The following is a 23128-nucleotide window of genomic DNA, read 5'->3' on the forward strand; positions in this document are numbered from 1 at the left end:
CTAATCGGCGCCTTCCTCGGGATCCATAGCCGCTGCTTCGGTGGCGAGAACCTCGATCTCCTGGTTCTGCCCGCCAACGACCGTGAAATCCTTCTGGTAGATGCGGTCGCGGTTCTTGGCGATGATGGTGTAGTCGCCTTCGGCCAGCACCATCGAAGCGAAGGCGCCGACGGTTTCCTTGATCGGATCGCCGGACTCGTTGAGCAGCGACCACGAGGTGTCGGCAATCGCTTCGCCGCCCGCCTCGCGCACCAGCTTCATGGTGATTTCGGCGGCGTGATGCTCAACGGTGGCTTCGGTCAGCTTGCCGGCCTCGACGCGGATGTCGGATCGGATGACCGCATTGACCGCGCCGTAGGTCGAGACGACATGGTAGATGCCGGCATTGAGCCGCACGACGCTGTTGGGTTCGACATCGGGAATGATCAGCGCGCGGTCGCCATTGGCCTCGGCGGTGCCCTCATAGATTGAAAAGCGCAGTTTCTTCGGCGGAATGCGCACGCCGCCGGACAGAACCGCGTCGAGCTTCAGGCCGCCGGCATCGAGCACGAGGCTTTCTCGCTTGGCTTCCTTGCCGACCGTGATGCGCTTGGTGGCGCCGGCGCGGCCATAGGAAGCGTGGACCAGGTAACTGCCGGGCTCGAGCTGGAAGACGGCGCTGCCGCCATGGGAGGAGGCGACCATCGGCAATTTGCCGTTGACCGCTTCGGGCTTGAAGACACGCCAGACTAGTCCACGTGTGATGTCGGTGCCCTTGTCGGTCAACTGGGCCGAGAGCGTGATGGCGCCACCGCCGCCAAGCGCCAGCGGGGTCTCGCTCTTCGGCGTTGCATAGCTCGAAATTCCGGGAAGTTTCAGGTCGCCGACGCCGTCCTTTTCCTGCGCGACAGCCATGGAGACCGGCAGCAGGAACAGCGTGGCGCAGAGCCGAACCAGGAAAAGACGTAGTCGCCCCTCAAACATGCCTTGCGTTGAAGCCCATGGCGGTGGCAATTTCAAGGCTTAAGAGTCCGATCCGGGACTCTTCAGCCCGGCGTTAGCGCGCCTTTGCCCAAGCCACCCGATTCCCGATGGTGCGCTTCAGCTCAAGACAGAGTGTTTCAGGAGACTTGCGTCCATGGCGTCGCCGATCATCGACTTCCTGCTGACCCGAAATTCGGCGCCGATCCCCGACCTCAGGGAACCGGCGCCAAGCGACGCCGATATCGCCACGATGATCACTGCCGCCACGCGCGTGCCCGACCATGGACGGCTCGAACCCTGGCGCTTCATCCTTTATCGCGGCGAAGCCCGCATCGAGATCGGCAAGAAACTAGCGGCCTTGGCCGAACAGCGCGAGGGGCCGTTGCCGGAAGGCCGTGTCAACCAGGAACTGGCGCGGTTCTCGCGCGCCCCACTGGTGATCGGTGTCGTATCCATTCCCAGGGAAAACCCAAAAATCCCGCAATGGGAGATGTTCCTGTCCGGAGGCATGGCGGCGATGAACCTGGTGATCGCGGCCAATGCACTGGGCTATGGCACGAACATGATCAGCAACTGGTATTCCGACGTGCCGGAGGGCAGGGCGATCCTCGGACTGGCGCCGCAGGAGCGCGTCGTCGGTTTCATCCATATCGGCTCCTACGCCGGTCCGGCGCCGGAGCGGCCACGGCCCGATCCGGCCAAGCTCTACACCGATTACGCCGGACCCTGGGCGGGCTGAATGTTCTACGAGCCGTCCAAGGGGCATGGACTGCCGCACGATCCGTCGAAGGCGATCGTGGCGCCGCGCCCGATCGGCTGGATATCGACGCTGAACAAGGCAGGCGAGGTCAATCTGGCACCATATTCGTTCTTCAACGCCTTCTCGACCCGGCCTTTCATCGTTTGGTTTTCCTCCGAAGGCGAGAAGGACAGCGCCTCGTTCGCGCAGGAAACCGGCGAGTTCGTCGCCAACCTGGTCAGCCGCGATCTTGCGGAGAAGATGAATTACACATCCGTCGACGCGCCGCGCGGCGTCAACGAGTTCGTCTATGCCGATCTCGCCATGGCGCCTTCGCGTCTCGTCAAGCCGCCGCGCGTGGCGGCTGCACCCGCGGCGCTCGAATGCCGGGTTACGGAAGTGTTTCACCCAAAGGCGCTGGACGGATCGCCAACGAGTGCCTTTGTCGTCGCCGGTGAGGTGATCGGCGTGCACATCGAGGATGCTTTCCTGAAAGACGGCCTGTTCGACATCACCAAGGCCGGCAATGTGGCGCGTCTCGGCTACATGGATTATGCCAGCGTCGACGAGGTCTTTGCGATGCGCCGGCCGCGCTGGGGCAAGGAGTAGCCGTCAGGCGGATATGCCGGCGGCTTTCGCGCGGGCCAGAAGCCGTTCGGCCAGCCGTAGATGCGGGCGGTCGAACATCTTGCCGTCGATGCCGACGACGCCCGGATTTCCGGCCGCCTCGAAGGCCGCTACGATAGCCGCCGACTGTCTCACCGCCTCGGCAGAGGGCGTGAACGCAGCGTTGATGACAGACACCTGATCGGGGTGGATCGCCATCTTGCCGGTGAAACCGTCACGCTCGGCCTCGGCACATTCCGCGGCGAGGGCCGCCATGTCGCGAAAGCCGGGGAATACGGTGTCGATCGCGGCGACTTCCGCGGCTCCGGCCGCGAGAATGGTCGTCAGACGGGCGTGACGGAAGAGATCGGTGTAGCGGCCGTGCTCGTCGCGGGCAGAGCGTGCGCCTATCGCCGCCGACAGGTCTTCCGCGCCCCAGGTGAGACCGGCGAGCCGTGCGCTTGTCCCCGCATAGGTGGCGGCGGCGAGCACACCCGCCGGAGTTTCGGTGATGATCGGCAGGATTTTTATCGACCCGTCGCGCAGGCCGTTTTCAGCCTCCCGGACCCTGAGCTTGGCCGCGAGCTGCTGCACATGCTGGCCGCTGTTCGATTTAGGCAGCATGATGCCGTCCGGTCTTGCCGGAACGAGCTTGGCAAGATCATCGTCCGTCATCCCGGTCGAGAGGTCATTGACCCTGACATAGAGCGCCGAGTTGGTTTGCCCCCTGCGTTCGAGGATGAAGCGCGCCGCGATCTCGCGCGCCCGCTCCTTGTTCCGCGGCGCCACGGAGTCCTCGAGATCGACGATGACCACGTCGGCGCCGGCGCCAAATCCCTTCTCCAGCTTCCGTTCGGAATCGCCTGGAACGAACAGCAGCGAGCGCATCAGTCTGCCTTCTTCAGCATCATCGCTTGCCTGATGCATTGAGCGACCAGATCGCCATGCTGGTTGTAGGCGCGGTGCTCGAATTCGACGATGCCGCGGTCGGGCTTCGACCTGGATTCGCGCACCGAGACGACAGATGTTTCGACGCGGATGGTGTCGCCATGAAAGACCGGGTGAGGAAACACGGTTTCCTTCATGCCGAGATTGGCGACCGTCGTGCCGACAGTGATGTCGTTTACCGAAATGCCGATCATCAGGCCGAGCGTGAACAGCGAGTTGACCAGCGGCTTGCCCCATTCGCTCTTGGCGGCGAAATCGAAGTCGATATGCAGCGGCTGCGGGTTGAGCGTCATCACCGAAAACAGCATGTTGTCGCTCTCGGTGACGGTCTTGCGCAGCGTGTGATGGAAGACATGGCCGACAACAAACTCCTCGAGATATAGCCCTGCCATCTACCGCCTCCTGCGCTGTCTGACGGTTGATAGGCGCTGCTTCAGGCCCTCGCAAGCCAGTTAATGAACATGGTGAACCGTTCGTAAACCATTTCTGCCTACCCTACTCCCGGGGCCGGAAACCCTCCGGCGAGGGGCGTGAGCAGACGGCATGGTTGTTGTTTCGCATTTTCTGAAATGGATCTACACGGCCAGGGTGTCGGAGCGCGCCGCCGCGGCCCATGCGCTGGCCCGAGCCTATGTCAATTGCGAATTGCCGTTCGAGGATCGCTGCGCCGCCGAGGCGGCGCTGACGCTGCTGCTCGACGACGCCTCGTCGAAAGTGCGGCTGGCGATGGCGGAAGCGCTCTCGATGAGCCATCACGCGCCGTTGCAGATCATCAGTGCGCTTGCCGCAGACCAGCCGGAGGTCGCCGGGGTCGTGCTGGCGCGCTCGCCGCTGCTCACCGACGCCNCGCTTGCCGCAGACCAGCCGGAGGTCGCCGGGGTCGTGCTGGCGCGCTCGCCGCTGCTCACCGACGCCGACCTGATCAACCGCGTGGCGGCGAGCCAGAAAGCAACGCAGAAGCTGATCGCCGACCGGCCTGTAGTCTCGATGGCGCTTTCGGCGGCCATCGCCGAGATCGGCGAGGCGGAGGCCTGCGCCGTGCTTTTGGCCAATAGCGGCGCCGACATCGCGTCACTCAGCTTCCGGCGCATGGCGGAACGCCATGGGCATCTGCCTCTGGTGCGCGAGGCGCTGATCTCGGACATCAGGCTGCCTGCCGACTGCCGGCATATGCTGCTCGTCAAGCTCGGCGAGACATTGAAGACATCGCCGCTGGTCATGGCGTTGATGGGAGCCGCGCGTGCCGACCGGGTCATGCGCGATGCTTGCGTCAAGGCCTCGGTGACGCTGATCGAGGGCACGCGCCAAGAAGAGCACGCGGCCCTGATCGAGCATCTCAGGCTGCGCGGCGACCTGACCGCGAGCTTCCTGATCCGCACAATCGCGCATGGCAAGGTCGATTTCTTCGGCTCGGCGCTGGTCGCGCTCAGCCAGCAGTCCGAAGCACGGGTGAGGGCGCTGCTGGCCGGCGGGCACGACGTGGCCCTGCAGGCGCTGTTCCGCGGTGCCGGCATGGCTGCCGCCACGCATGCCGTCATCCTGCGCGCCCTGAAAATCTGGCGCGAGGTTGCCAACGGNAAGCGCGTCGCCGGCGTGCAGGAAGTCAGTTGGCTGATGCTCAAGGAATTAGGCGGGCAATCCGCCGAAGGCGATCTTGCCGCCTTGGTCAAGTCGATCCATCTCGGCGCCCTGCGTGAGAATGCACGCGGCCATGCGCTGGCGATCGCCGCAGCTTAAATCTTTTCCCTCGCGAAGAAGTCCGGGAAGTCCTCCATCGCCGCGGCGATGATGCGCAGGGACGCCGCGATCCGCAGCATGTCCCCAGTGGCGTTTCGCTGGGCGATGCCTGCCGCATACTGCCGGGCGACGGCAATGGTCGCTGTTTGCGGATCGCCAGGGGTACGGAAAAGCAGCTCGCGCGCCAGTCCCCTCAGGAAATTGGCGATTGAAAGCGTCGTTTCCGATGGGATGGCATGGTTTTGGCTGGCAATGCGCAGTCGCAGGATCTCCAAGCCGACCGTGACGGAAGCGACGCCGCCTCCCAGCACCGCCTCACCCTTCCTGCCGGAATTCTGGACCAGCGGCATCAACTGATTGACCCGGTCATAAGCGAGGCTCTCGAAGGCCGAACGCCTCGGCACGCGCTCATGCAGGCAAAGCCGCGCCAGATCCTCGCGCATGGCGCGCACGATGCGGTCGGCCGCGAGCCATGGATCGGCCGGCAACACGACGATGAAGACGCCGATGGCCAAGAGGATGCCGACCAGGATCGATGCCGAGCCGGCGAAGAAGGGGCCGGGATCGTAGGTCATCGCCTGATGTGGGCTGAGAAAGGCCAGGAAGTTGATGGCGAAGGCTGTCGCCACGCCGACATAGCGCGGATTGGCCATGGCGAGTGCCGCTGGCACCATGATGGGCACGACGAACAGCATGAACCAGCCGAAGCCGGGCATAGCGGGGAGCGCAACCTGGCCGACGAGAAAGGCAAAAGGCAAAGCGAGCAGCGTGCCCTTGAAGAACCCCCAGGATACTTGCACCGGGTCGGGGCGAGCGGAAAACAGGCTCGACACCACGGCAACGAGGATGACGGTGCCGGCCGCTTCCGACCACTTCGTCGTCAGCCAAAAAGCAGCGACCAGCAGCGTGGCAACGGCCGCGCGGACGGCGTTGCGCGCAGCACCGGGATAGTCGCGATGCACCACCAGGGCCGGCTGCTGGCTGCCGGGACCTGGACGGCGCGTAACCGGCGCGCGCAAGGCGTCGAGGCCACGCAGCACCTGTTTCAGCGCCTCGGCGAAATCGGCCGCGATGGTGAGGCGGGTAATGGTGCCGACCCTGTCCTCACCCTGGTCGGTCGAGGCGTCGGGCATTTGCCGGGCCCTGATCGAGATCGCGTCGAGCCGCGCCACCCAGGATGAGGTATCGTCCAGCGCTCCCGGCTTGGCTGCCAGTTCGCTGACAAGGGCCTGCAGTTCCGAGCGCACCGGGATGAGGGCCGCGTTTTTCGGAGCGGCATGCGAATAGAGCGCGCGCGCCGCCGAAAGAGCCGAAAGCAGTTGTCCGATGGTGCGCCGCACCGGATGCGCGCGCGGCGCGAAGCTCGGCGCTTCGAGCCTGGCATAGGCGCGCATCTCGCCAAGCGTCTGGGTATCGGCGACAAGCTTCCGGTGCAGGCCGATCAGCGTTGCCCGGTCGCCGCCTGAAAACGCACCGCCGGCATAGGTGGCGAGGTCGAGAATGCAGCGTTTCAGCCGCGAGACGATGGCGTCGCCGGCCAGTTTTGGCAAGATCAGCCGGCTAGTCAGGCCGGCGCAGACGATGCCGAGCACGATCTCGGCACAACGCGCGACCGCGAGGTCGACGACCAGATGCGGTTGTCCGAAAGCGGGCAGGCCGATAATCATTGCGGTGTAGCCTGCAAGGGCCGCGCCATAGGCCTCGGGATTGCGCAGCAGCGACGAGACGAAGGTGCAAATGCCAATCCAGACGGCAAGCGCCGTCACCAGAATCCAGGGGCCGGTACCGAACGCCGTGGTGATGCCGATTGCCGCGACACCGCCGGCCAGCGTGCCGAGCAGGCGGTAGAAGCCTTTCGCCAGCACCATGCCGGCAACCGGCTGGGCGACGATGAACACCGTCATCATCGCCCATTGCGGATGGTCGAGCTTCAGCGCGTAAGCGGCCAGCAATGCGATCATGCCGGCCGAAACGGTGCGGAGCGCAAAAATCCAGTCAGAGCGTGTCGGTTGCGTCAGCCCGGCCAGGCTCGTCTCGAAATAGGTCTTCAGCCGCGGCCAGGTCACATGCTGGTCTCCATGTCAGGAATGCAAGCTAAACGCGCCAGCGGCTAGATATCCAGCACTTCCGTCTCGGCGAATTCGGCGCGTTCCTGGATGAAGCGGAAACGGGCTTCGGGCTTGGTGCCCATCAGCTCATCGACCCTGTCCTTGGTGGCGGAATCGATTTCGTTCACATCAACCCTGAGCAAGGTACGCTTCCTTGGGTCCATGGTGGTTTCCTTGAGCTGCGCGGCCATCATTTCGCCCAGGCCCTTGAAGCGGCCAAGCTCGACCTTGCCGCGGCCGGTGAACTCGGTGCGCAGAAGCTCATCCTTGTGGGCGTCGTCGCGGGCATAGGCGACCTTGCCGCCTTGCCTGATCGAGTAAAGCGGCGGCACCGCCAGGTAGAGATGGCCGCCGCGCACCAGCGCCGGCATCTCCTGGTAAAAGAAGGTGATCAGCAGCGAAGCGATGTGGGCGCCGTCGACATCGGCATCGGTCATGATGATGACGCGGTCGTAGCGCAAATCCTCGTCACGGTATTTTGACCGCGTGCCGCAGCCGAGCGCCTGGATCAGGTCCGATATCTGTTGGTTGGCGGCAAGCTTGTCATTGCCGGCGCTGGCGACATTGAGGATTTTTCCACGCAGCGGCAACACGGCCTGGCTGGCACGGTCGCGTGCCTGCTTGGCCGAGCCGCCGGCGGAATCACCTTCGACGATGAAGAGTTCGGCACCAGCCGCCGCGTTCTGCGTGCAGTCGGCGAGCTTGCCCGGCAAGCGCAGCTTGCGCACCGCGCTCTTGCGCGACACTTCCTTTTCCTGGCGGCGGCGCACGCGTTCGTCGGCGCGCGCGATCACCCAGTCGAGCAGCTTCGAGGCTTCCTGCGGATTATCGGCCAGCCAATGGTCGAACGGGTCGCGGATCGCGGTCTCGACGATGCGTATCGCTTCGATCGTCGCCAGCCTGTCCTTGGTCTGGCCGACGAATTCCGGCTCGCGGATGAACACCGACAGCATGCCGGCGGCCGAGATCATGACGTCTTCCGACGTGACGATCGAGGCGCGCTTGTTGCCGACGAGGTCGGCATAGGCGCGCAGGCCGCGCGTCAGCACGTTTCGGAAGCCGGCTTCGTGGGTGCCGCCTTCACCGGTCGGGATGGTGTTGCAGTAGGAATTGATGAAGCCGTCGCCACCGAACCAGGTCACCGCCCATTCCAGCGAGCCATGGCCGCCTTGCTTGTCGCTCTTGCCGGCGAAGATTTCGCGCGTCACCTGGAAGTCGTCGCCGAGCGACGCCTTCAGATAATCCTTGAGGCCGCCTGGGAAATGGAATTCCGCCTTGGCCGGTGTCTGATCCTTTTCCTTGATCAGGGAGGGATCGCAGGTCCAGCGGATCTCGACGCCGCCAAACAGGTAAGCCTTCGAACGCGTCATGCGGTAGAGACGCGCCGGCTCGAAGGCCGCCCCCTTGCCGAATATCTGCTCATCGGGGTGGAAGCGGATTTTTGTGCCGCGCCGGTTGTGAACTTCGCCGAGTTGCTCCAGTCCGGTCACCGGGACGCCGCGCGAAAAGCGTTGGCGATAGAGCTGGCGGCCCCGCGCGACCTCGACCTCGAGATGATCCGACAGGGCGTTGACGACGGAGACGCCAACGCCGTGGAGGCCGCCTGATGTCTCGTAGACCTTGGAGTCGAACTTGCCGCCCGAATGCAGCGTCGTCATGATGACTTCGAGCGCCGGCTTCTTGAATTTTGGGTGCATGTCGACCGGAATGCCGCGGCCATTGTCCGTGACTGTGAGATGGCCGTCGGCGGAGAGTTCGACATCGATGAAGGTGGCATGGCCGGCAACCGCTTCGTCCATCGAATTGTCGATGACCTCGGCGAAGAGATGGTGCATCGCCTTGTCGTCGGTGCCGCCAATATACATGCCTGGCCGGCGGCGCACCGGCTCAAGGCCCTCAAGCACCTCGATGTCGGCGGCGCTGTAGCCCTCGCTGCCATCCTTGGTTGCGGCTGGGCGCCTGGCGGCCGCCTGCACCAGCGGATCCGCCGGGCGCGCCGGCGTGCGAACCGGCTGCGGCTGTTTCTCCAGATTGCCGAAAAGATCGTTGTTGTCGTCCATGCCTGCCATAGAGTCCAAGCTGCGAATCACCCCGTCGATACTGCCACGCTTTTCAGCGCCAAGCGACGGAGGTTCCTGTTACGTTCGGGGATTTAACTGCTCTTACCCTAAAACCATTCGATAACCAAGCGGGCGGAAATAGCTCAAATGCCGCCGCGCAATATTCCTGATTCTTTAACAATGCCGCCTAGCGTGAGCCCAACATAACAAGAAACGACCGGCATCAGGGGTTTTCGGCGTGAGGGGCAAGGCCATAACGATGATCGGCATCGCCGCCGTTTTCGGGGCGATCTCGATCTTTGTCGCGGATTTCTGGGTCAAGAGCCAGGCCAAGGCCGATGCCCAGGAGAAAACGGCCTCGATCGCTGCTCCGGCCGCGCCCAGGATCGAGTTCAAGACCATCGTGGTGGCGAACGCGCCATTGCGCTACGGCATGGAACTCGACCGCGCCAAGCTCAGCGAAATCCCGTGGCCGCAGGATTCCCTTCCGCAGGGCGCCTTTGCCACCATCGATGGATTGCTTGGCGAAGGCGGCCGGGTCGCGCTGTCGCCGATCGAGATCAACGAGCCGGTGCTGCTCACCAAGCTGTCGGGACCGAACGGCCGCGCGACGCTGTCCAACATGCTGACGCCCGGAATGCGCGCGGTCACCATCCGCACCGACGAGATCGCCGGCGTCGGTGGCTTCGTCACGCCGGGCGACCGGGTCGATGTCGTGCTGACCCGCGACGCCGGCGAAATCCAGGAAGTCGCCAAGAACGCGCAAGGGGCTGCCGGTTCGACCATCACCTCGGAGATCGTCGTTGCCGACGCCAAGGTGCTCAGCGTCGGGCAGGGCGCCGACGAGCGCCAGACAACGCCGCAGGTGGCCAATTCCGTGACCCTCGAGGTGACGAGCGACGGCGCGCAGAAAGTGGCGCTTGCCCGTACCGTCGGAACGCTGTCGCTGTCGCTTCGCTCCGCCAGCGAAGGCGGCGATGGCAAGAACGGCGTCACCACCATCTCTTCCTTCGGCGGATCCGTCGCTTCCAAGACACAGGCCGTGGCCGGCTCTTTGTTCGATGCCATAGCGAAGGAGCCGGAGAAGCCGAAATTCAAGACGATCATCGTGACGCGCGGCACGCAGGCCGAGGAATATCAGGTTCCAACGCGGGACCAGAAGTAAAGACCGGTGGGGACCGGGCGGGACGGGACAATGTTGATGCGTACCCTATATCGAATGACGGCTCGGTCGCGCTTCGTGCGCGCCCTGGCAACGGCGTTTGCCCTGGCTGCGAGCGGCGTGCTCGCCTTGCCCGGAGCGGCAAAGGCGGACAACGACATCGTCTATGTCTCGTCGACGAAGAATGCGTCGATCAAGGTTGCCAAGGGCAAGCCCAAGACGATCATGACGAGCGCCGCCTTCTACCAGATCGTCATCGGCGATCCCGAAATCGCGAACGTCAACCCGCTGACCGACAAATCCTTCTATGTCCTGGGCAACAATCTCGGCACCACCGGCATTGCGCTGTTCGACCAGAACAAGCAGCTCGTCGGCACCGTGGACATCGAGGTGACGCTCGACACCGACCAATTGGCGAACACAATCCGTGCCAGTGTGCCGGACGCCAAGATCAAGGTCGGCTCGGCCAACGGCCGTGTCGTGCTGTCGGGTGAGGCGGATGACGCCGTTGCGGCGGATAAGGCAAGCAAGATCGCCAGCCGCTTTTCCGGCAATGAGGAAGTGATCAACTCGGTCAATATCTCGTCGTCGCAGCAGGTTCAGCTCAATGTCCGGTTCGTCGAGATCAACCGCCAGGCAGGGCAGGACTTGGGCGCGAAATACAGCGCCAATTTCGCCTACGGCTTCGGCGGTCGCGACGTTTCACTGGATCCGGGCACGGTGCCAGCGGCGGGGAACGGCGAGATCATCGGCCGACTGCTGTCGAACGGCGTCTCGATCGACATTGCCATCAAGGCGCTGGAAGAGCGCGGCCTTGCCCGTCGGCTGGCTGAGCCGAACCTGATCGCGCGTTCAGGTGAGACAGCGAGCTTCCTGGCCGGCGGCGAGTTTCCGATCCCGGTTTCGGAGGACAACGGCAAGATTTCGGTGAGCTACAAGAAATATGGCGTTAGCCTGGATTTCAAGCCGACCGTACTCAAGGACGGGCTGGTCAGCCTCGACATCGCGCCGGAAGTCTCCTCGATCGATGCGTCGGCATCCTACAATATCGGCAACATTTCCGTGCCCGGCTTCATCGTGCGCCGCGCCAAGACCTCGGTCGACCTGAAGAACGGCCAGAGCTTCATGATCGCCGGGCTTTTGCAGTCCCAGAACGACATCACCACGTCCCGCATTCCCGGTCTTGGCAAGATGCCGGTGCTTGGAGCGCTGTTTTCGTCGAAATCCTATCAACGGCGCGAGACCGACCTGGTCATCATCGTCACGCCGTACCTGGTCAAGCCGGTCGATCCGTCGAAGAAATTGGCCGAGCCGACCGACGGCACCCAGCCCGCCAGCAATGTCGACTATTTCCTCAACAACACCGAGGAGGTGAAGGCGTCGGATACGGGCCGCGCGCTGGCGCTGGCCGATGGCAGTGCGGCACGGGCCGCTCCTGCCACCAAAGTCGGTCATTTCCTCGACCTGCCGAAGGACTGAGCCATGCGTCTGATCCTGAAATGGTGCATCGCCCTGCTTCTTGCCGGTCTGGCAAGCGGCTGCACCAGCGACGACTACGTGCGCAGCGAAGGGGTGACGTCCGGCACCNCTGAAGAACGGCCAGAGCTTCATGATCGCCGGGCTTTTGCAGTCCCAGAACGACATCACCACGTCTCGCATTCCCGGCCTTGGCAAGATGCCGGTGCTTGGAGCGCTGTTTTCGTCGAAATCCTATCAGCGGCGCGAGACCGACCTGGTCATCATCGTCACGCCGTACCTGGTCAAGCCGGTCGATCCGTCGAAGAAATTGGCCGAGCCGACCGATGGCACCCAGCCCGCCAGCAATGTCGACTATTTCCTCAACAACACCGAGGAGGTGAAGGCGTCGGATACGGGCCGCGCGCTGGCGCTGGCCGATGGCAGTGCGGCACCGGCCGCTCCTGCCACCAAAGTCGGTCATTTCCTCGACCTGCCGAAGGACTGAGCCATGCGTCTGATCCTGAGATGGTGCATCGCCTTGCTTCTTGCCGGTCTGGCAAGCGGCTGCACCAGCGACGACTACGTGCGCAGCGAAGGGGTGACGTCCGGCACCGGCGAGGCACAGGCCGCCAACACCGTCATGCAGATGGTCGACCCGTGGAAGTACGGCGTCCAGAACACGACACTTCTCGTGCCTGCCAAGCGTGGCAGTGCCGGCCCCGTCGCGCCCGATCAGGCGGCCGGTGCCAAGGCTGCGCAAACGACCACCGACAACTGATCCAGACGGCGATCGACCTCACAGGCGGCGAGAATGGCAAACAACAGCACCAAGAAAATCCTGCTCGTATCGACAGACCGGACCTTCGCGCAGGACACGAAGACGGCCTTTGCCGCTTCCGAGGTCATCCAGCTCATAACGGTGGAGAAGAACGTCACCGAGCTGCGCGGCGAGGTCCAGGAAGCCGAGTTCGGCGTCGTCATCGTCGACATGGATGCGGCGAAACTCGAGGAGATCGAGTCACTGCAGCGCGTCATGCGCCGGCTCGAGGGCAAGGCGCCGGTGGTCGTGGTCACCCAAGAGTTCAACGCCGCGGCCGTGCGCATCCTGGTGCAGCTCAAGGTCGCCGACTTCCTGGTCAAGCCGATCACCACTGCAGACCTCGTGCGTTCGGTGGTGCGGGCTCTGCAGGGGCCTGGGCGCGAGGAAAACAGCGAGTCGCAGATCTATACCTTCATGCCGGCCGCCGGCGGCGTCGGCACCACGACGCTGGCGCTGCAGACCGCGTTCCAGCTGCATCATTCGGTGACGCGCGGCGCCTCAACCTGCGTGGTCGACCTCAACTTCCAGCAAGGTGCCTGTGCCGAATATCTCGACCTGGAGCCGCGTTTCGACATCACCGAAATCGAGAACCAGCCTGAGCGCCTCGACCGGCAACTGCTCGATGTGATGCTGTCCAAGCACGCCAGCGGGCTGTGTGTGCTGGCGGCGCCGACGCATCCGTCGGAAATGCGCTCGTTCAAGACCGATGTCGTGGTGCGCATGCTGGACCTCGTTTCGGCCTATTTCGACAATGTCGTCATCGACATGCCGCGCACCTGGTTTCCGTGGACGGAAACGGTGCTGCTCGGTTCCAACAAGCTTTACATCGTTGCCGAAATGACGGTGCCGTGCCTGCGCCATACGCAGCGTCTGATCCAGGCCGTCTACGAGACCGCCGGCAAGGAGGTGAAGCCGAACGTGATCGTCAACCGTTTCGAGCAGAAGATGTTCGACAACGGCATCAAGCACGCGGACGTCCAGGAAATCCTCGGCGAGCATTTTGTCGGCGGCATCGCCAACAATTACCGGCTGGTGCGCGAGGCTGTCGACCGCGGCGTGCCGCTGCACGAGATCGATCCCAATGCCAATGTCGTCAACGACCTGAAGAAGATCATCCTTCCGGAAGAGGCGGTGGCAACCGCGAGCAAGTCGAAGTCGCTGTTCGGCTTCGGCAGGGGCCTCTTGAAAAGGAAAGCTGGATGACCAGCCGTTTTTCCACCCTGCAGAACCGTGACGCGCGTCCGCGCCCGGCTGAATCGACGCCGGTCGCGCATCACGCAGTCGTCATCCCGACCAGCCGAAAGGCTTTGCCTGCGAAGGCGGAGGCGGCGCCGGCAAAGAATGCCAACAAGGTGCTCGATGCCCGCGTTCGCATCCACCGGCTGCTGCTCGAGGAGATCAATCTCGTCGCGCTGGAGCGCTTGCCCAAGGAGGAGATGCGCCGGCAAGTGCATGATTTCGTTTCGGAAAAGACCCGCCAAGAGCGGATGGCGATCAACACCGCCGAACTCGACGCGCTGGTTGACGACATCGTCGACGAGATGGTCGGCCTCGGCCCGCTCGAGCCGCTGCTCAAGGATCCCGATATCAATGATATCCTGATCAACGGCCATCAGAACTGCTTCGTCGAAAAGAAAGGCAAGCTGCAGCAGGTCCATATCCCGTTCAAGGACGAGGCGCATCTGCTCAGAATCGTCAACAAGATCGTGGCCGCCGTCGGTCGCCGCGTCGATGAATCGCAGCCGATGGTCGACGCTCGCATGCTGGACGGCTCGCGGTTCAACGCAGCCATCCGCCCGGTGGCCGTCGACGGCCCGCTGGTGTCGATCCGCAAGTTCTCCAAGAACAAGCTTGGCCTGCACAGGCTGGTCGAATTCGGCGCCATCACGCAGAACATGGCCGAAGTGCTGGCCGCGGCCGTCCACGCCCGTAAGACGACGATCATTTCGGGCGGCACCGGCACCGGCAAGACGACGATGCTTAACGCGCTGTCGGCGTTCATTCCAGAAGACGAGCGGTTGATCACCATCGAGGACGCGGCGGAACTTCAATTGCAGCAGCCGCATGTCGCACGCATGGAGACGCGTCCCGCCAACATCGAAGGCCATGGCGAGCTCAAACAGCGCGACCTGGTCAAGAACGCGCTGCGCATGCGTCCCGACCGCGTCATCCTCGGCGAGTGCCGCGGCGAGGAAGCCTTCGACATGCTGCAGGCCATGAACACCGGCCACGAAGGCTCGATGGCGACCATCCACGCCAATACGCCGCGCGACTGCATTTCGCGCCTCGAGCAGATGCTGGGCATGACCGGCATGCCGATGACGGTGCAGTCGATCCGCAGCCAGATCGCCAGCGCCATCGACATCATCGTCCAGCTGACCCGACTTTCCGACGGCAAGCGCAAGGTGACGAGCGTCGCCGAGGTGACCGGCATGGAGGGCGATGTCATCCAGATGCAGGAGATATTCCGCTTCGTGCGCACCGGCATGGAGGCCGATGGCAAGATCCTTGGCTACTACGAGGCGACCGGCATTCGGCCGCGTTTCCTGGAAGACCTGCGCGCCATGGGCATCGACTTTCCCGGACGTTATTTCGAACCCGGCCGGCCGCAGGAGTAGCCGGCGTGTTCGACGGGTTCAGCGCGATCTATGTGGTCTATGCCGGAGCCGCACTGACCGGCATCATGGTGGCCGAGGCCGTCTACCTGCTCTACGCCGGACGCAGCGACAAGCGCACCGCCATCAACCGGCGCATGAAACTGCAGGAAAGCAAGATCAGCCAGGAACAGGTGCTGATCCAGCTGCGCAAGGAGCGCGGTCTCGACGCGGGAACGTCGCTGTTTTCGCCTGACCGGTTCCGTGCCCTGCGCACGCAGTCGGGAATGGTAATGCCGCTTTCGAAATTCCTGACGATCACCTGCGGTGTGGCGACGGCCGTTGCCCTGGCCGCGATCTGGCGCGGGCTGCCGCTGCTGATGGGGCTCATCCTGTTCGTCGTGCTGGTGCCGTTGCTGCCGGTCATGGCGATGCGCTTCATGCGCAAGCGCCGGCTGAAGCGTTTCGGCATGCAGCTGCCGGAAGCGCTGGAGCTGATCACGCGCGGCCTCAAGGCCGGTCATCCGGTGCCGGTGGCCATCGCCATGGTGTCGCGCGAGATGCCCGATCCGATCGGCACGGAATTCGGCGTCATTGCCGACGAAGTCACTTATGGTTCCGACCTGGTCACGGCGCTGAATGCACTGTTCGACCGGGTCGGACACGAGGATCTGCCGCTGTTCATCACCGCCGTGTCGATCCAGACCAGTTCGGGCGGCAACCTGCGCGAGATCCTCGATGGGTTGTCGACGACGATCCGCGAACGCGGCAAGCTGCGACGCAAGGTGCGCGCCATTTCGACGGAAGGCCGCCTCTCGGCCTATATTTTGACGGCCGTACCGGCGCTGCTGTTCACCGCCATCATGGCCATGATGCCGGGATACTACAGCGACGTCTGGGGCGTGGCGAAGACATGGTACATGATCGGCGGCTCGGTTAGCTGGCTGATGCTGGGCAATCTGATCATGTTCAAAATGTCGAATTTCAAGTTCTGACATGCAAAGCGTCATTGAATTCCTCGCTTCCCTCGCGCCGACCTCGCTGATGCCGGTGGCCGTCCTCCTGCTGGCCGCGGGAGCGGCCGCTGTCGCATGGCCGATGGTGGTGGCGAAGGGCGACCGCAACGACGTCAAGCGCCGGCTCAAGGTCGACCAGGGTCCGGTGGCCGCCAGACCCGAACCGATGCAGAAGAAGAATAGCGGCGTCGTGCGCGAGCAAGCGATGAAGAGGGCACAGGAATTCTATGCAAAGAGCGACCCGGAAAATGTCGCTCGCCTGCGCCTGAAGCTCATCCAGGCGGGCTACATGGAGCCGCGCGCCGTCGGCATGTTCTTCCTCATCCGGTTCACGGCAATGATCGGCACGACGTTCGCCGTCTTCGTGCTCAATCGGTGGATGGCCAGTCCCGACGCGACCATGACCAGCCGGTGGACCTTCATCATCCTGTCGGGGGCCGCCGGCTATTTTTTGCCGGGCCTGGTGCTGACCCAGAAGGTGCGCGAGAAGATGCGCGAATACCGCAACGGCTTCCCCGATTTCATGGACTTGATGATCGTCTGTTCGGATGCCGGCATGAGCATGGAAGCCGGCGTCGAGCGCGTTTCGAAAGAACTCGCCAAGAGCTATCCGTCGCTCAGCCAGAACCTGCAGCTCGTGTGCTTGGAACTTCGGGCGGGGCGCAGCTTGGACGACGCGCTGAAGGCGCTCGCCGATCGCCTCAGCCTGGATGAGGTACGCTCCTTCGCCACGCTCCTGCAGCAGTCGAAGGAACTCGGCACCAGCCTGTCGGGCGCGCTCAGGGTGTTTTCGGACGAGATGCGCCACAAGCGCATGTCGTTGGCAGAGGAGAAGGCCCATGCCTTGCCGGCCAAGATGTCCGTGCCGGTCGTGGTCTGCATCCTGCCGGTGGTGTTGATGATCGCGGTCATTCCCATCATCGTCAAACTGACGGCCCATTAGCTGTAATTTGGAGTGCGGGCGAGGTGATGGTGTTCACCGTGCAAAAGTCCGTCGAGGCGATTTCAAGAAAGTTATTGGGTACGGCAGGGGTAAATCGGACCTGCAACGGCCTTAAATGAGTGACAGGTCCCATGCAAATGTCTTGCGCACCCTCTTGCTGGGCCTCGCCCCGCCGCCGCTCGCGTCCGCGGAGATTTGAGATGGCACGCCCGGTGGTTAATGATTGCTATTCCGGAAACTGAAAGTTAGCTGCATTTCGGCACCGAAGCTTAATCGCTCTTCTGTAGTCTCTTTCCCGAAGAACGACCCGGCAAATCGGGCGACGGGGCAGGGCATGCGTCAGATAAAAATTGCGGCGATGGCCATGATGGCAGCCGCCTTAATGATCAGCGGGTGTACGACGAACAATAACGTCGACACGACCAAGACCACTGCAATCCAGCCGGCAGGGAAGGATGTCGCCACATCCGACCTGGCGGAAGGCAAGGCACAGTTTCGCGATGCCAATTATGGTCTTGCCGAAGCGCATTTCCGCAAGGCCGTCGAGCTGAAGGCCGACAGTGCCGAGGCCTGGATGGGGCTTGCGGCTTCGTATGACGAACTTGGCCGCTTCGACTTCGCCGACCGCGCCTATGGCCAGCTCCTGAAGGTTGCCGGCCGCAAGCCGCAGATCGTCAACAATATGGGCTATTCGCAACTGTTGCGCGGCAACAAGAAGAAGGCCCGGGCGCTGCTGCTCGAGGCGAAGACCGGCATGACCGATCCCACCGTTGTCGACGCCAACCTCGCCTTGCTGAACAAGGGCTGATGCCGTTTGATGGTCGCGCCGTCCAAGGGCGATTTCGGCACAGTTGGCATCGACGCTTTGTAAACCCTATCCGCGGCTTGGGTCGAGATATCGCCCAAGCCATGTGCGAGGGCTGCCGCTGACCTAGAATGCGGCGCAACCGCCGACGCTCGAGAGGCCCCCGCCCGATATGCTGGATTTCAGTTCGCTCCTGCTCGCAGCCGCGCTGTCGGGTACCTGTCAGCCGCTACCATGGTTGCGATCTGGCTCACGGCGCCGCGGGCGGGTTTCGTGCTGACGGTGGCGTGCGGCATTATCGTGCTCGTGGCGCATGTGATCCTCTTCTGGCGCTATACCAGGGAGCCCGATCCGCTGCTTTGCCAGATCGCGCTGGCGCCCGACGGCAGCACCCTCGACGAGGTGATGGCCAGGGCCCGACTCACGCTCTATGGCGCCAAGCGCGCGGGGCGAAATTGCGTCATCGGCTGCAAGAGGACGGGCAAGGCCGACCCGGTCAGGCCGGCCTTGCGTTCCGAGTAGCTATTCGGCCGCGCCAAGATAATCCGACAGCGGCGGGCAGGAGCAGACCAGATTACGGTCGCCCGCGACATTGTCGATGCGCGACACTGGCGGCCAGTACTTCGTCGCCGTGTCGGCATCGCCGGCGGGATAAGCCGCCTCCAGACGCGAATACGGGTGGGTCCATTGACCGGCCAGCGCCTCGGCAGACGTGTGCGGCGCGTTGACCAGCGGATTGTCGGCCAAGGGCCATTCGCCTTTGGCCACTTTCGCCGCTTCGCCGGCAATGGCGATCATGGCCTCGCAGAAGCGATCCAACTCGCGCTTGGGCTCGGACTCGGTCGGCTCCACCATCAGCGTGCCGGCGACCGGGAACGACATGGTCGGCGCGTGGAAACCATAGTCGATCAGGCGCTTGGCAATGTCCTCGACACTGATGCCGGCGCTCTCCTTGAGCACGCGGGTGTCGAGGATGCATTCGTGGGCGACGCGGTCGCTCCGGCCCTTGTAAAGCAGCGGGAAGTGCGGGGCGAGCCGTGTCGCCACATAATTGGCCGAAACGATCGCTGTCTCGGTCGCCTGCTTCAGGCCGGAAGCGCCCATCATGCGGATGTACATCCAGGTGATCGGCAGGATGGAAGCGCTGCCGAAGGGAGCGGCGGCCACGGCATGAGCCGAGCCTTCGCTGACATGGCCCGGCAGATAGGGCTTCAGATGCGCCCTGACACCGATCGGACCGACACCCGGGCCGCCGCCGCCATGCGGGATGCAGAAGGTCTTGTGCAGGTTCATGTGGCAGACGTCGGCGCCGATGTCGCCTGGCCGGGCGAGGCCGACCAGCGCGTTGAGGTTGGCGCCATCGAAATAGACCTGGCCGCCATGCTCATGGATGAGTGCGCAGAGGTGGCGCGCGCCTTCCTCGTAGACGCCATGGGTGGAGGGATAGGTGAACATCAGCGCCGCGAGATTCCTGGAATGCTCGTTGGCCTTGGCGCGCATATCGTCCATGTCGATGTTGCCGTCTTCCAGACAGCGCACGACGACGACGCTCATGCCGGCCATCGCGGCACTCGCCGGATTGGTGCCATGCGCGGAAGACGGGATCAGGCAGACGGTACGATGGCCCTCGCCGCGCGAGCGGTGGTAGGCGCGAATGGCGAGCAGCCCGGCATATTCGCCCTGGCTGCCAGCATTGGGCTGCAAGGTCACGGCGTCGAAGCCGGTGATCTCCGACAGCCAGCCTTCCAGTTCGCCGATCATGGCGCGGTAACCGGCCGAATGGCTTGCGGGCGCGAAGGGATGCAAATTGGCGATTTCCGGCCAGCTCACCGGCATCATTTCCGCCGCGGCGTTGAGCTTCATGGTGCAGGAGCCCAGCGGGATCATGGCGCGGTCGAGCGCCAGGTCCTTGTCGGCCAACCGGCGCAGAAAGCGCATCATCTCGGTTTCCGACTTGTTCTGGTGAAAGACCGGCTGGGTCAAAAACTCCGTGCCACGCGGCTTGCCGGGCACCGTGCTGTCGGCGGAAGCGGCAGCCTTGGCATCGAACAAGGCCGCGATCGCGTCGAGATCGGCGTCGGTCGAGGTCTCGTCGAAACTGATGCCGACATGGTCGGCATCGAGCACACGCAGCAGCCGGCCGGTCTTTTCGGCGGCGACCGCGATCTGGGCGGCCTTGCCGTTGGTCTCCACCGTCACCGTGTCGAAGCGGCTGGAGCCGAGCACCGATACGCCCGCCGCCTCGAGGCCGCTTGCCAGGCAGTTGGCCAGCGCGTGTATGCGCCCGGCGATCGCCTGCAGGCCGACCGGGCCGTGCCAGATGGCGTAGGCGGCGGCCATATTGGCAAGCAGGGCCTGTGCGGTGCAGATGTTGGACGTCGCCTTGTCGCGGCGGATATGCTGCTCGCGCGTCTGCAAGGCGAGGCGGTAGCCGGGACGGCCCTTGCTGTCGGTCGACTGGCCGACCAGGCGGCCGGGCATAAGCCGCGTCAGCTTGTCGGAGACCGCGCAATAGGCCGCATGCGGGCCGCCAAAGCCCATCGGCACGCCGAAGCGCTGCATCGGGCCGACCGCGATGTCGGCGCCGAGTTTCGCCGGCGCGTCGGTCAGCGTCAGACCAAGCGGGTCGGCGATAAAGACGACAACCGCGCCGGTGGCGCGCGCTTTTTCGATCGCCGCCTTGTGGTCGCCATAGACGCCAAAGGTGTCCGGCCAGGAGACGAGCAGGGCGGCGGTGTTGTCGTCGATCGTCTCGCCGTCGATCTCGATGCCGAGCGGCTCGGCGCGGGTGCGCACGACGTCCAGCGTCTGCGGGTGCGGCGTGCCCGCAAGCGCCACCTTGGTGCGCTTGTCGCGGTGGTGGCGCAGCGCAATGCCGACCGCTTCGGCGACCGCTGTCGCTTCATCCAGCAGTGAGGCTGATGCCACCGGCAGGCCGGTCAGTTCGGTGACCAGCGTCTGGAAGTTGAACAGCATTTCGAGCCGGCCCTGGCTGATCTCGGCCTGATAGGGCGTGTAGGCGGTGTACCAGGCCGGATTCTCGAACAGATTGCGCTGGATGACCGGCGGCACGTGAACGCCGTGGTAACCAGCGCCGATAAAGCTTTTCAGCACCATATTCCTTGCCATTATCACCGACAATTCGGCGAGAGCTTCGGCTTCGCTGGCGGGCGCCGGGAGGTCCAGCGGCTGGTCGAGCCGGATCGATCTCGGCACGGCCTGGCTGATCAGCGTCTCGACCGAGGGAACACCGATGACGGCGAGCATGGCTCTGACGTCGGCAAGGCCGGGTCCAATGTGGCGGGCCGAGAACGGGTAGGGAGCTGCGGTCATGTCAATAAATTCCTGATGTCAGGCGATATGGGCTTTGTAGGCTGCCTCATCCATGAGGCTGGCGAGCTGACTTTCGTCGGCGAGCTTCATCTTCCACAGCCAACCGGCCCCGGTTGCCGCCGAGTTGACCAGCGAGGGGTCGGAGGACAGCGTGCCATTGGCTTCGGTGATCTCGCCATCGACCGGCGCATAAACGTCCGAGGCTGCCTTGACTGATTCGACCACGACGGCGGTGTCGCCCTTGGCGAGCTTCTTTCCCGTTTCCGGCAGTTCCACGAAGACGAGGTCGCCGAGCTGCTCCTGCGCGTAGTCGGTGATGCCGACAGTGGCGATGCCGCCCTCGACGCTGAGCCACTCGTGATCCGATGTGAAATAGGTTGTTGCCATGGAATTCATCCTTTGCGGTAGCGATGAGGGGTGAAGGGCAGAGAACTGACATCGACTGGGATCTTGGTGCCGCGCACGTCGGCGAAAATCCGCGTTCCGGGCTTTGCCAGCGGCGTGGCGACATAGCCCATGGCGACCGGATGGCCGGCGGAAGGGCCGAAGCCGCCCGATGTGACATGGCCGGCAGGATTGCCGTCGGCTTCGAACAGCGCGGCACCGGCGCGCACCGGCTGGCGACCCTCCGGTTTCAGCCCGACGCGCTTTTGCGCCGGGCCACGTTCCACGGCGGCGCGCAAGGGTTCGGCGCCAATGAAGGTGCCGGAGGAACGGATTTCTTTCGGGATCGCCCACATCAGCGCCGCCGCGGCCGGGTCGGTCTCCGCCGTGATGTCCTGGCCATGCAGGCAGAGGCCGGCCTCCAGCCGCAGGCTGTCGCGCGCGGCAAGGCCGATCCAGAGCACGCGTTCATCTTCCAACAGCTTGGTGACAAGGTCACGCGCATCGGCCTCCGGCAGGCCGATCTCGAAACCGTCCTCGCCAGTGTAGCCGGACCGGCTCATGAACCAGTTTTTTCGCGGCTCGACACCATGCATGAACAGCAGTGAGCCGGTCTCGATGCCGGCGCGGGAGAGGGCAGCCCAGGCTTCGGGGCCCTGGATCGCCAGGAAGACGCGGTCGAGCGGCTCGACCTTGGCTTCGAAATCGGTCGCCAGGGCGCGCAAATGCTTTTCGTCGGCGACGGCATTGCCGGCATTGGCGACCACCATGAACCTGCTGTCGCCGAGCCGGGTGACGATCAGATCGTCGAGAATGCCGCCTGCTTCATTCAGGAAGAAGGATAGCTTTGACTGCGAGATTTCGAGCGCGTCGGCGTCCAGCGGGCAGGCGCGGTTCAACAGCGCAACCGCTTCCGACCCGCTGACCTCGAACAGTTTCATATGCGAGATGTCGAACAACCCCGCATGCTCGCGGGTGTGGAGATGCTCTTTCATGACGCCGGCCGGATAGGTCAGCGGCATCGACCAGCCGGCAAAGGCGCCGAAGCGCGCTCCGGCAGCCGCATGAATATCTTCGAGGGGAAGGTGTTTGTCGTCGTCGCCCGTCATGTCGCCTCCAGAGTCGCACGCAATCGGCCGCTGATGGCGACCAGTCCGTGCCCCTCTGTCTGAAGCCTGAGAGACTCGCGCAGCCGGAACTCTGTCAGCGGCGCTTACACCTTCGGCGCGGGGGCAAGCCCCGACTTTCCAGAGTGTCTTTCCCGTCTACGGTTCTTTTGCCTGAGAGATTTCGGGCGATTTCCCCTTCGGCGGCAGCTCTCGCTGCTCTCTCCCGCAAACAGGTAGGACTCAAAACCCTGAGCCCTCGACGCGCCATCCATAGCCCGTCGACGACACCTTGTCACCTCCCAGCGACATTGTTCTGACAAGTCTTCGCTAACCACGCCGTTTG

20 protein-coding genes, 1 pseudogene and 1 riboswitch are annotated in these 23128 nt (G+C 63.8%); of the genes and pseudogenes, 13 read left to right on the forward strand and 8 right to left on the reverse strand.

Annotation, left to right across the window (positions count from 1 at the left end):
• Entirely contained in the window at positions 1-963 is a 963-nt protein-coding gene (locus tag X742_RS166715; RefSeq protein ID WP_023770017.1) for a hypothetical protein, read from the reverse strand.
• Between the two features lie 154 nt (positions 964-1117).
• Here X742_RS166715 and X742_RS166710 point away from each other — a divergent pair, with 154 nt between their 5' ends.
• The gene (locus X742_RS166710) at positions 1118-1702 is read left to right on the forward strand and encodes a nitroreductase (protein ID WP_023770018.1); all 585 of its coding nucleotides are present in this window, start codon (positions 1118-1120) and stop codon (positions 1700-1702) included.
• Positions 1703-2311: a flavin reductase family protein gene (locus X742_RS166705; RefSeq protein WP_023770019.1), complete on the forward strand. Its 609-nt coding sequence runs from the start codon at positions 1703-1705 to the stop codon at positions 2309-2311. It begins immediately after the preceding gene.
• Between the two features lie 3 nt (positions 2312-2314).
• On the opposite strand, the gene X742_RS166700 is transcribed toward X742_RS166705, so the two are convergent.
• Positions 2315-3196 carry a CoA ester lyase gene (locus tag X742_RS166700; protein WP_023770020.1) on the reverse strand — a complete coding sequence of 294 codons (882 nt, stop codon included), beginning with the start codon at positions 3194-3196 and terminating at the stop codon, positions 2315-2317.
• Positions 3196-3648: a MaoC family dehydratase gene (locus tag X742_RS166695; protein WP_023770021.1), complete on the reverse strand. Its 453-nt coding sequence runs from the start codon at positions 3646-3648 to the stop codon at positions 3196-3198. Before X742_RS166695 ends, X742_RS166700 begins: the two co-directional genes overlap by 1 nt.
• Before the next feature lie 151 nt (positions 3649-3799).
• Here X742_RS166695 and X742_RS166690 point away from each other — a divergent pair, with 151 nt between their 5' ends.
• Positions 3800-4993: a DUF2336 domain-containing protein gene (locus X742_RS166690; RefSeq protein ID WP_023770022.1), complete on the forward strand. Its 1194-nt coding sequence runs from the start codon at positions 3800-3802 to the stop codon at positions 4991-4993.
• Here the strand turns inward: X742_RS166690 and X742_RS166685 are convergent.
• On the reverse strand, positions 4990-7059 hold the full coding sequence (locus tag X742_RS166685; RefSeq protein ID WP_023770023.1) for an FUSC family protein: 2070 nt from the start codon (positions 7057-7059) through the stop codon (positions 4990-4992). The genes X742_RS166690 and X742_RS166685 overlap by 4 nt on opposite strands.
• Positions 7060-7103: 44 nt before the next feature.
• Positions 7104-9161, reverse strand: coding sequence for a DNA topoisomerase IV subunit B (parE, locus tag X742_RS166680; RefSeq protein WP_023770024.1), 2058 nt, complete (start codon positions 9159-9161; stop codon positions 7104-7106).
• A 238-nt stretch (positions 9162-9399) separates the two neighbouring features.
• On the opposite strand from parE, the gene cpaB reads away from it, so the two are divergent.
• The 10 genes and pseudogenes from cpaB (at position 9400) to X742_RS1000000175415 (ending at position 18481) form a co-directional block, all read left to right on the forward strand.
• On the forward strand, positions 9400-10326 hold the full coding sequence (gene cpaB, locus X742_RS166675) for a Flp pilus assembly protein CpaB (protein ID WP_245273760.1): 927 nt from the start codon (positions 9400-9402) through the stop codon (positions 10324-10326).
• A 30-nt stretch (positions 10327-10356) separates the two neighbouring features.
• Positions 10357-11802 carry a type II and III secretion system protein family protein gene (locus tag X742_RS166670; RefSeq protein ID WP_023770026.1) on the forward strand — a complete coding sequence of 482 codons (1446 nt, stop codon included), beginning with the start codon at positions 10357-10359 and terminating at the stop codon, positions 11800-11802.
• Positions 11803-11911: 109 nt separating this feature from the next.
• Positions 11912-12286, forward strand: a pseudogene (locus X742_RS166665) (secretin); the annotation flags it as partial.
• A gap of 3 nt (positions 12287-12289) precedes the next feature.
• Positions 12290-12559 (forward strand): hypothetical protein, encoded by a 270-nt coding sequence (locus X742_RS166660; RefSeq protein ID WP_023770028.1) that lies wholly within the window; start codon positions 12290-12292, stop codon positions 12557-12559.
• A 33-nt stretch (positions 12560-12592) separates the two neighbouring features.
• A complete protein-coding gene (locus tag X742_RS166655) occupies positions 12593-13804 on the forward strand; it encodes a response regulator/pilus assembly protein (RefSeq protein WP_023770029.1) in 1212 nt (403 codons plus the stop codon).
• The gene (locus tag X742_RS166650) at positions 13801-15219 is read left to right on the forward strand and encodes a CpaF family protein (protein ID WP_023770030.1); all 1419 of its coding nucleotides are present in this window, start codon (positions 13801-13803) and stop codon (positions 15217-15219) included. The genes X742_RS166655 and X742_RS166650 overlap by 4 nt, the downstream gene beginning before the upstream one ends.
• Positions 15220-15224: 5 nt before the next feature.
• On the forward strand, positions 15225-16190 hold the full coding sequence (locus X742_RS166645) for a type II secretion system F family protein (protein WP_023770031.1): 966 nt from the start codon (positions 15225-15227) through the stop codon (positions 16188-16190).
• A 1-nt stretch (position 16191) separates the two neighbouring features.
• Complete coding sequence (locus X742_RS166640; RefSeq protein ID WP_023770032.1) at positions 16192-17154, forward strand: type II secretion system F family protein; 963 nt, start codon at positions 16192-16194, stop codon at positions 17152-17154.
• A gap of 334 nt (positions 17155-17488) precedes the next feature.
• Positions 17489-17962: a tetratricopeptide repeat protein gene (locus tag X742_RS166635; RefSeq protein ID WP_023770033.1), complete on the forward strand. Its 474-nt coding sequence runs from the start codon at positions 17489-17491 to the stop codon at positions 17960-17962.
• A gap of 231 nt (positions 17963-18193) precedes the next feature.
• A complete protein-coding gene (locus X742_RS1000000175415) occupies positions 18194-18481 on the forward strand; it encodes a hypothetical protein (protein ID WP_023770034.1) in 288 nt (95 codons plus the stop codon).
• Here X742_RS1000000175415 and gcvP read toward each other — a convergent pair whose 3' ends face one another.
• From gcvP to gcvT, 3 genes are read right to left on the reverse strand one after another with little or no spacing between them, the layout of a single operon-like run.
• Positions 18482-21292: an aminomethyl-transferring glycine dehydrogenase gene (gcvP, locus tag X742_RS166625; protein WP_023770035.1), complete on the reverse strand. Its 2811-nt coding sequence runs from the start codon at positions 21290-21292 to the stop codon at positions 18482-18484.
• Positions 21293-21310: 18 nt separating this feature from the next.
• Complete coding sequence (gene gcvH / locus X742_RS166620) at positions 21311-21679, reverse strand: glycine cleavage system protein GcvH (RefSeq protein ID WP_015317602.1); 369 nt, start codon at positions 21677-21679, stop codon at positions 21311-21313.
• A gap of 5 nt (positions 21680-21684) precedes the next feature.
• Positions 21685-22785, reverse strand: coding sequence for a glycine cleavage system aminomethyltransferase GcvT (gene gcvT, locus X742_RS166615; RefSeq protein ID WP_023770036.1), 1101 nt, complete (start codon positions 22783-22785; stop codon positions 21685-21687).
• Between the two features lie 149 nt (positions 22786-22934).
• Positions 22935-23021: riboswitch (glycine riboswitch) on the reverse strand.
• Positions 23022-23128 lie beyond the last annotated feature (107 nt).

Source organism: Mesorhizobium sp. LNHC229A00, assembly GCF_000502415.1.
Classification (GTDB): Bacteria; Pseudomonadota; Alphaproteobacteria; order Rhizobiales; family Rhizobiaceae; genus Mesorhizobium.

What these genes read in the sequence shown, in the direction of transcription:
- X742_RS166715 (WP_023770017.1), bottom strand. Translation starts at nt 963, where the DNA reads ATGTTTGAGGGGCGACTACGTCTTTTCCTGGTTCGGCTCTGCGCCACG.
- X742_RS166710 (WP_023770018.1), top strand. Translation starts at nt 1,118, where the DNA reads ATGGCGTCGCCGATCATCGACTTCCTGCTGACCCGAAATTCGGCGCCG.
- X742_RS166705 (WP_023770019.1), top strand. Translation starts at nt 1,703, where the DNA reads ATGTTCTACGAGCCGTCCAAGGGGCATGGACTGCCGCACGATCCGTCG.
- X742_RS166700 (WP_023770020.1), bottom strand. Translation starts at nt 3,196, where the DNA reads ATGCGCTCGCTGCTGTTCGTTCCAGGCGATTCCGAACGGAAGCTGGAG.
- X742_RS166695 (WP_023770021.1), bottom strand. Translation starts at nt 3,648, where the DNA reads ATGGCAGGGCTATATCTCGAGGAGTTTGTTGTCGGCCATGTCTTCCAT.
- parE (WP_023770024.1), bottom strand. Translation starts at nt 9,161, where the DNA reads ATGGACGACAACAACGATCTTTTCGGCAATCTGGAGAAACAGCCGCAG.
- X742_RS166670 (WP_023770026.1), top strand. Translation starts at nt 10,357, where the DNA reads ATGTTGATGCGTACCCTATATCGAATGACGGCTCGGTCGCGCTTCGTG.
- X742_RS166660 (WP_023770028.1), top strand. Translation starts at nt 12,290, where the DNA reads ATGCGTCTGATCCTGAGATGGTGCATCGCCTTGCTTCTTGCCGGTCTG.
- X742_RS166655 (WP_023770029.1), top strand. Translation starts at nt 12,593, where the DNA reads ATGGCAAACAACAGCACCAAGAAAATCCTGCTCGTATCGACAGACCGG.
- X742_RS166650 (WP_023770030.1), top strand. Translation starts at nt 13,801, where the DNA reads ATGACCAGCCGTTTTTCCACCCTGCAGAACCGTGACGCGCGTCCGCGC.
- X742_RS166640 (WP_023770032.1), top strand. Translation starts at nt 16,192, where the DNA reads ATGCAAAGCGTCATTGAATTCCTCGCTTCCCTCGCGCCGACCTCGCTG.
- X742_RS166635 (WP_023770033.1), top strand. Translation starts at nt 17,489, where the DNA reads ATGCGTCAGATAAAAATTGCGGCGATGGCCATGATGGCAGCCGCCTTA.
- X742_RS1000000175415 (WP_023770034.1), top strand. Translation starts at nt 18,194, where the DNA reads ATGGTTGCGATCTGGCTCACGGCGCCGCGGGCGGGTTTCGTGCTGACG.
- gcvP (WP_023770035.1), bottom strand. Translation starts at nt 21,292, where the DNA reads ATGACCGCAGCTCCCTACCCGTTCTCGGCCCGCCACATTGGACCCGGC.
- gcvH (WP_015317602.1), bottom strand. Translation starts at nt 21,679, where the DNA reads ATGGCAACAACCTATTTCACATCGGATCACGAGTGGCTCAGCGTCGAG.
- gcvT (WP_023770036.1), bottom strand. Translation starts at nt 22,785, where the DNA reads ATGACGGGCGACGACGACAAACACCTTCCCCTCGAAGATATTCATGCG.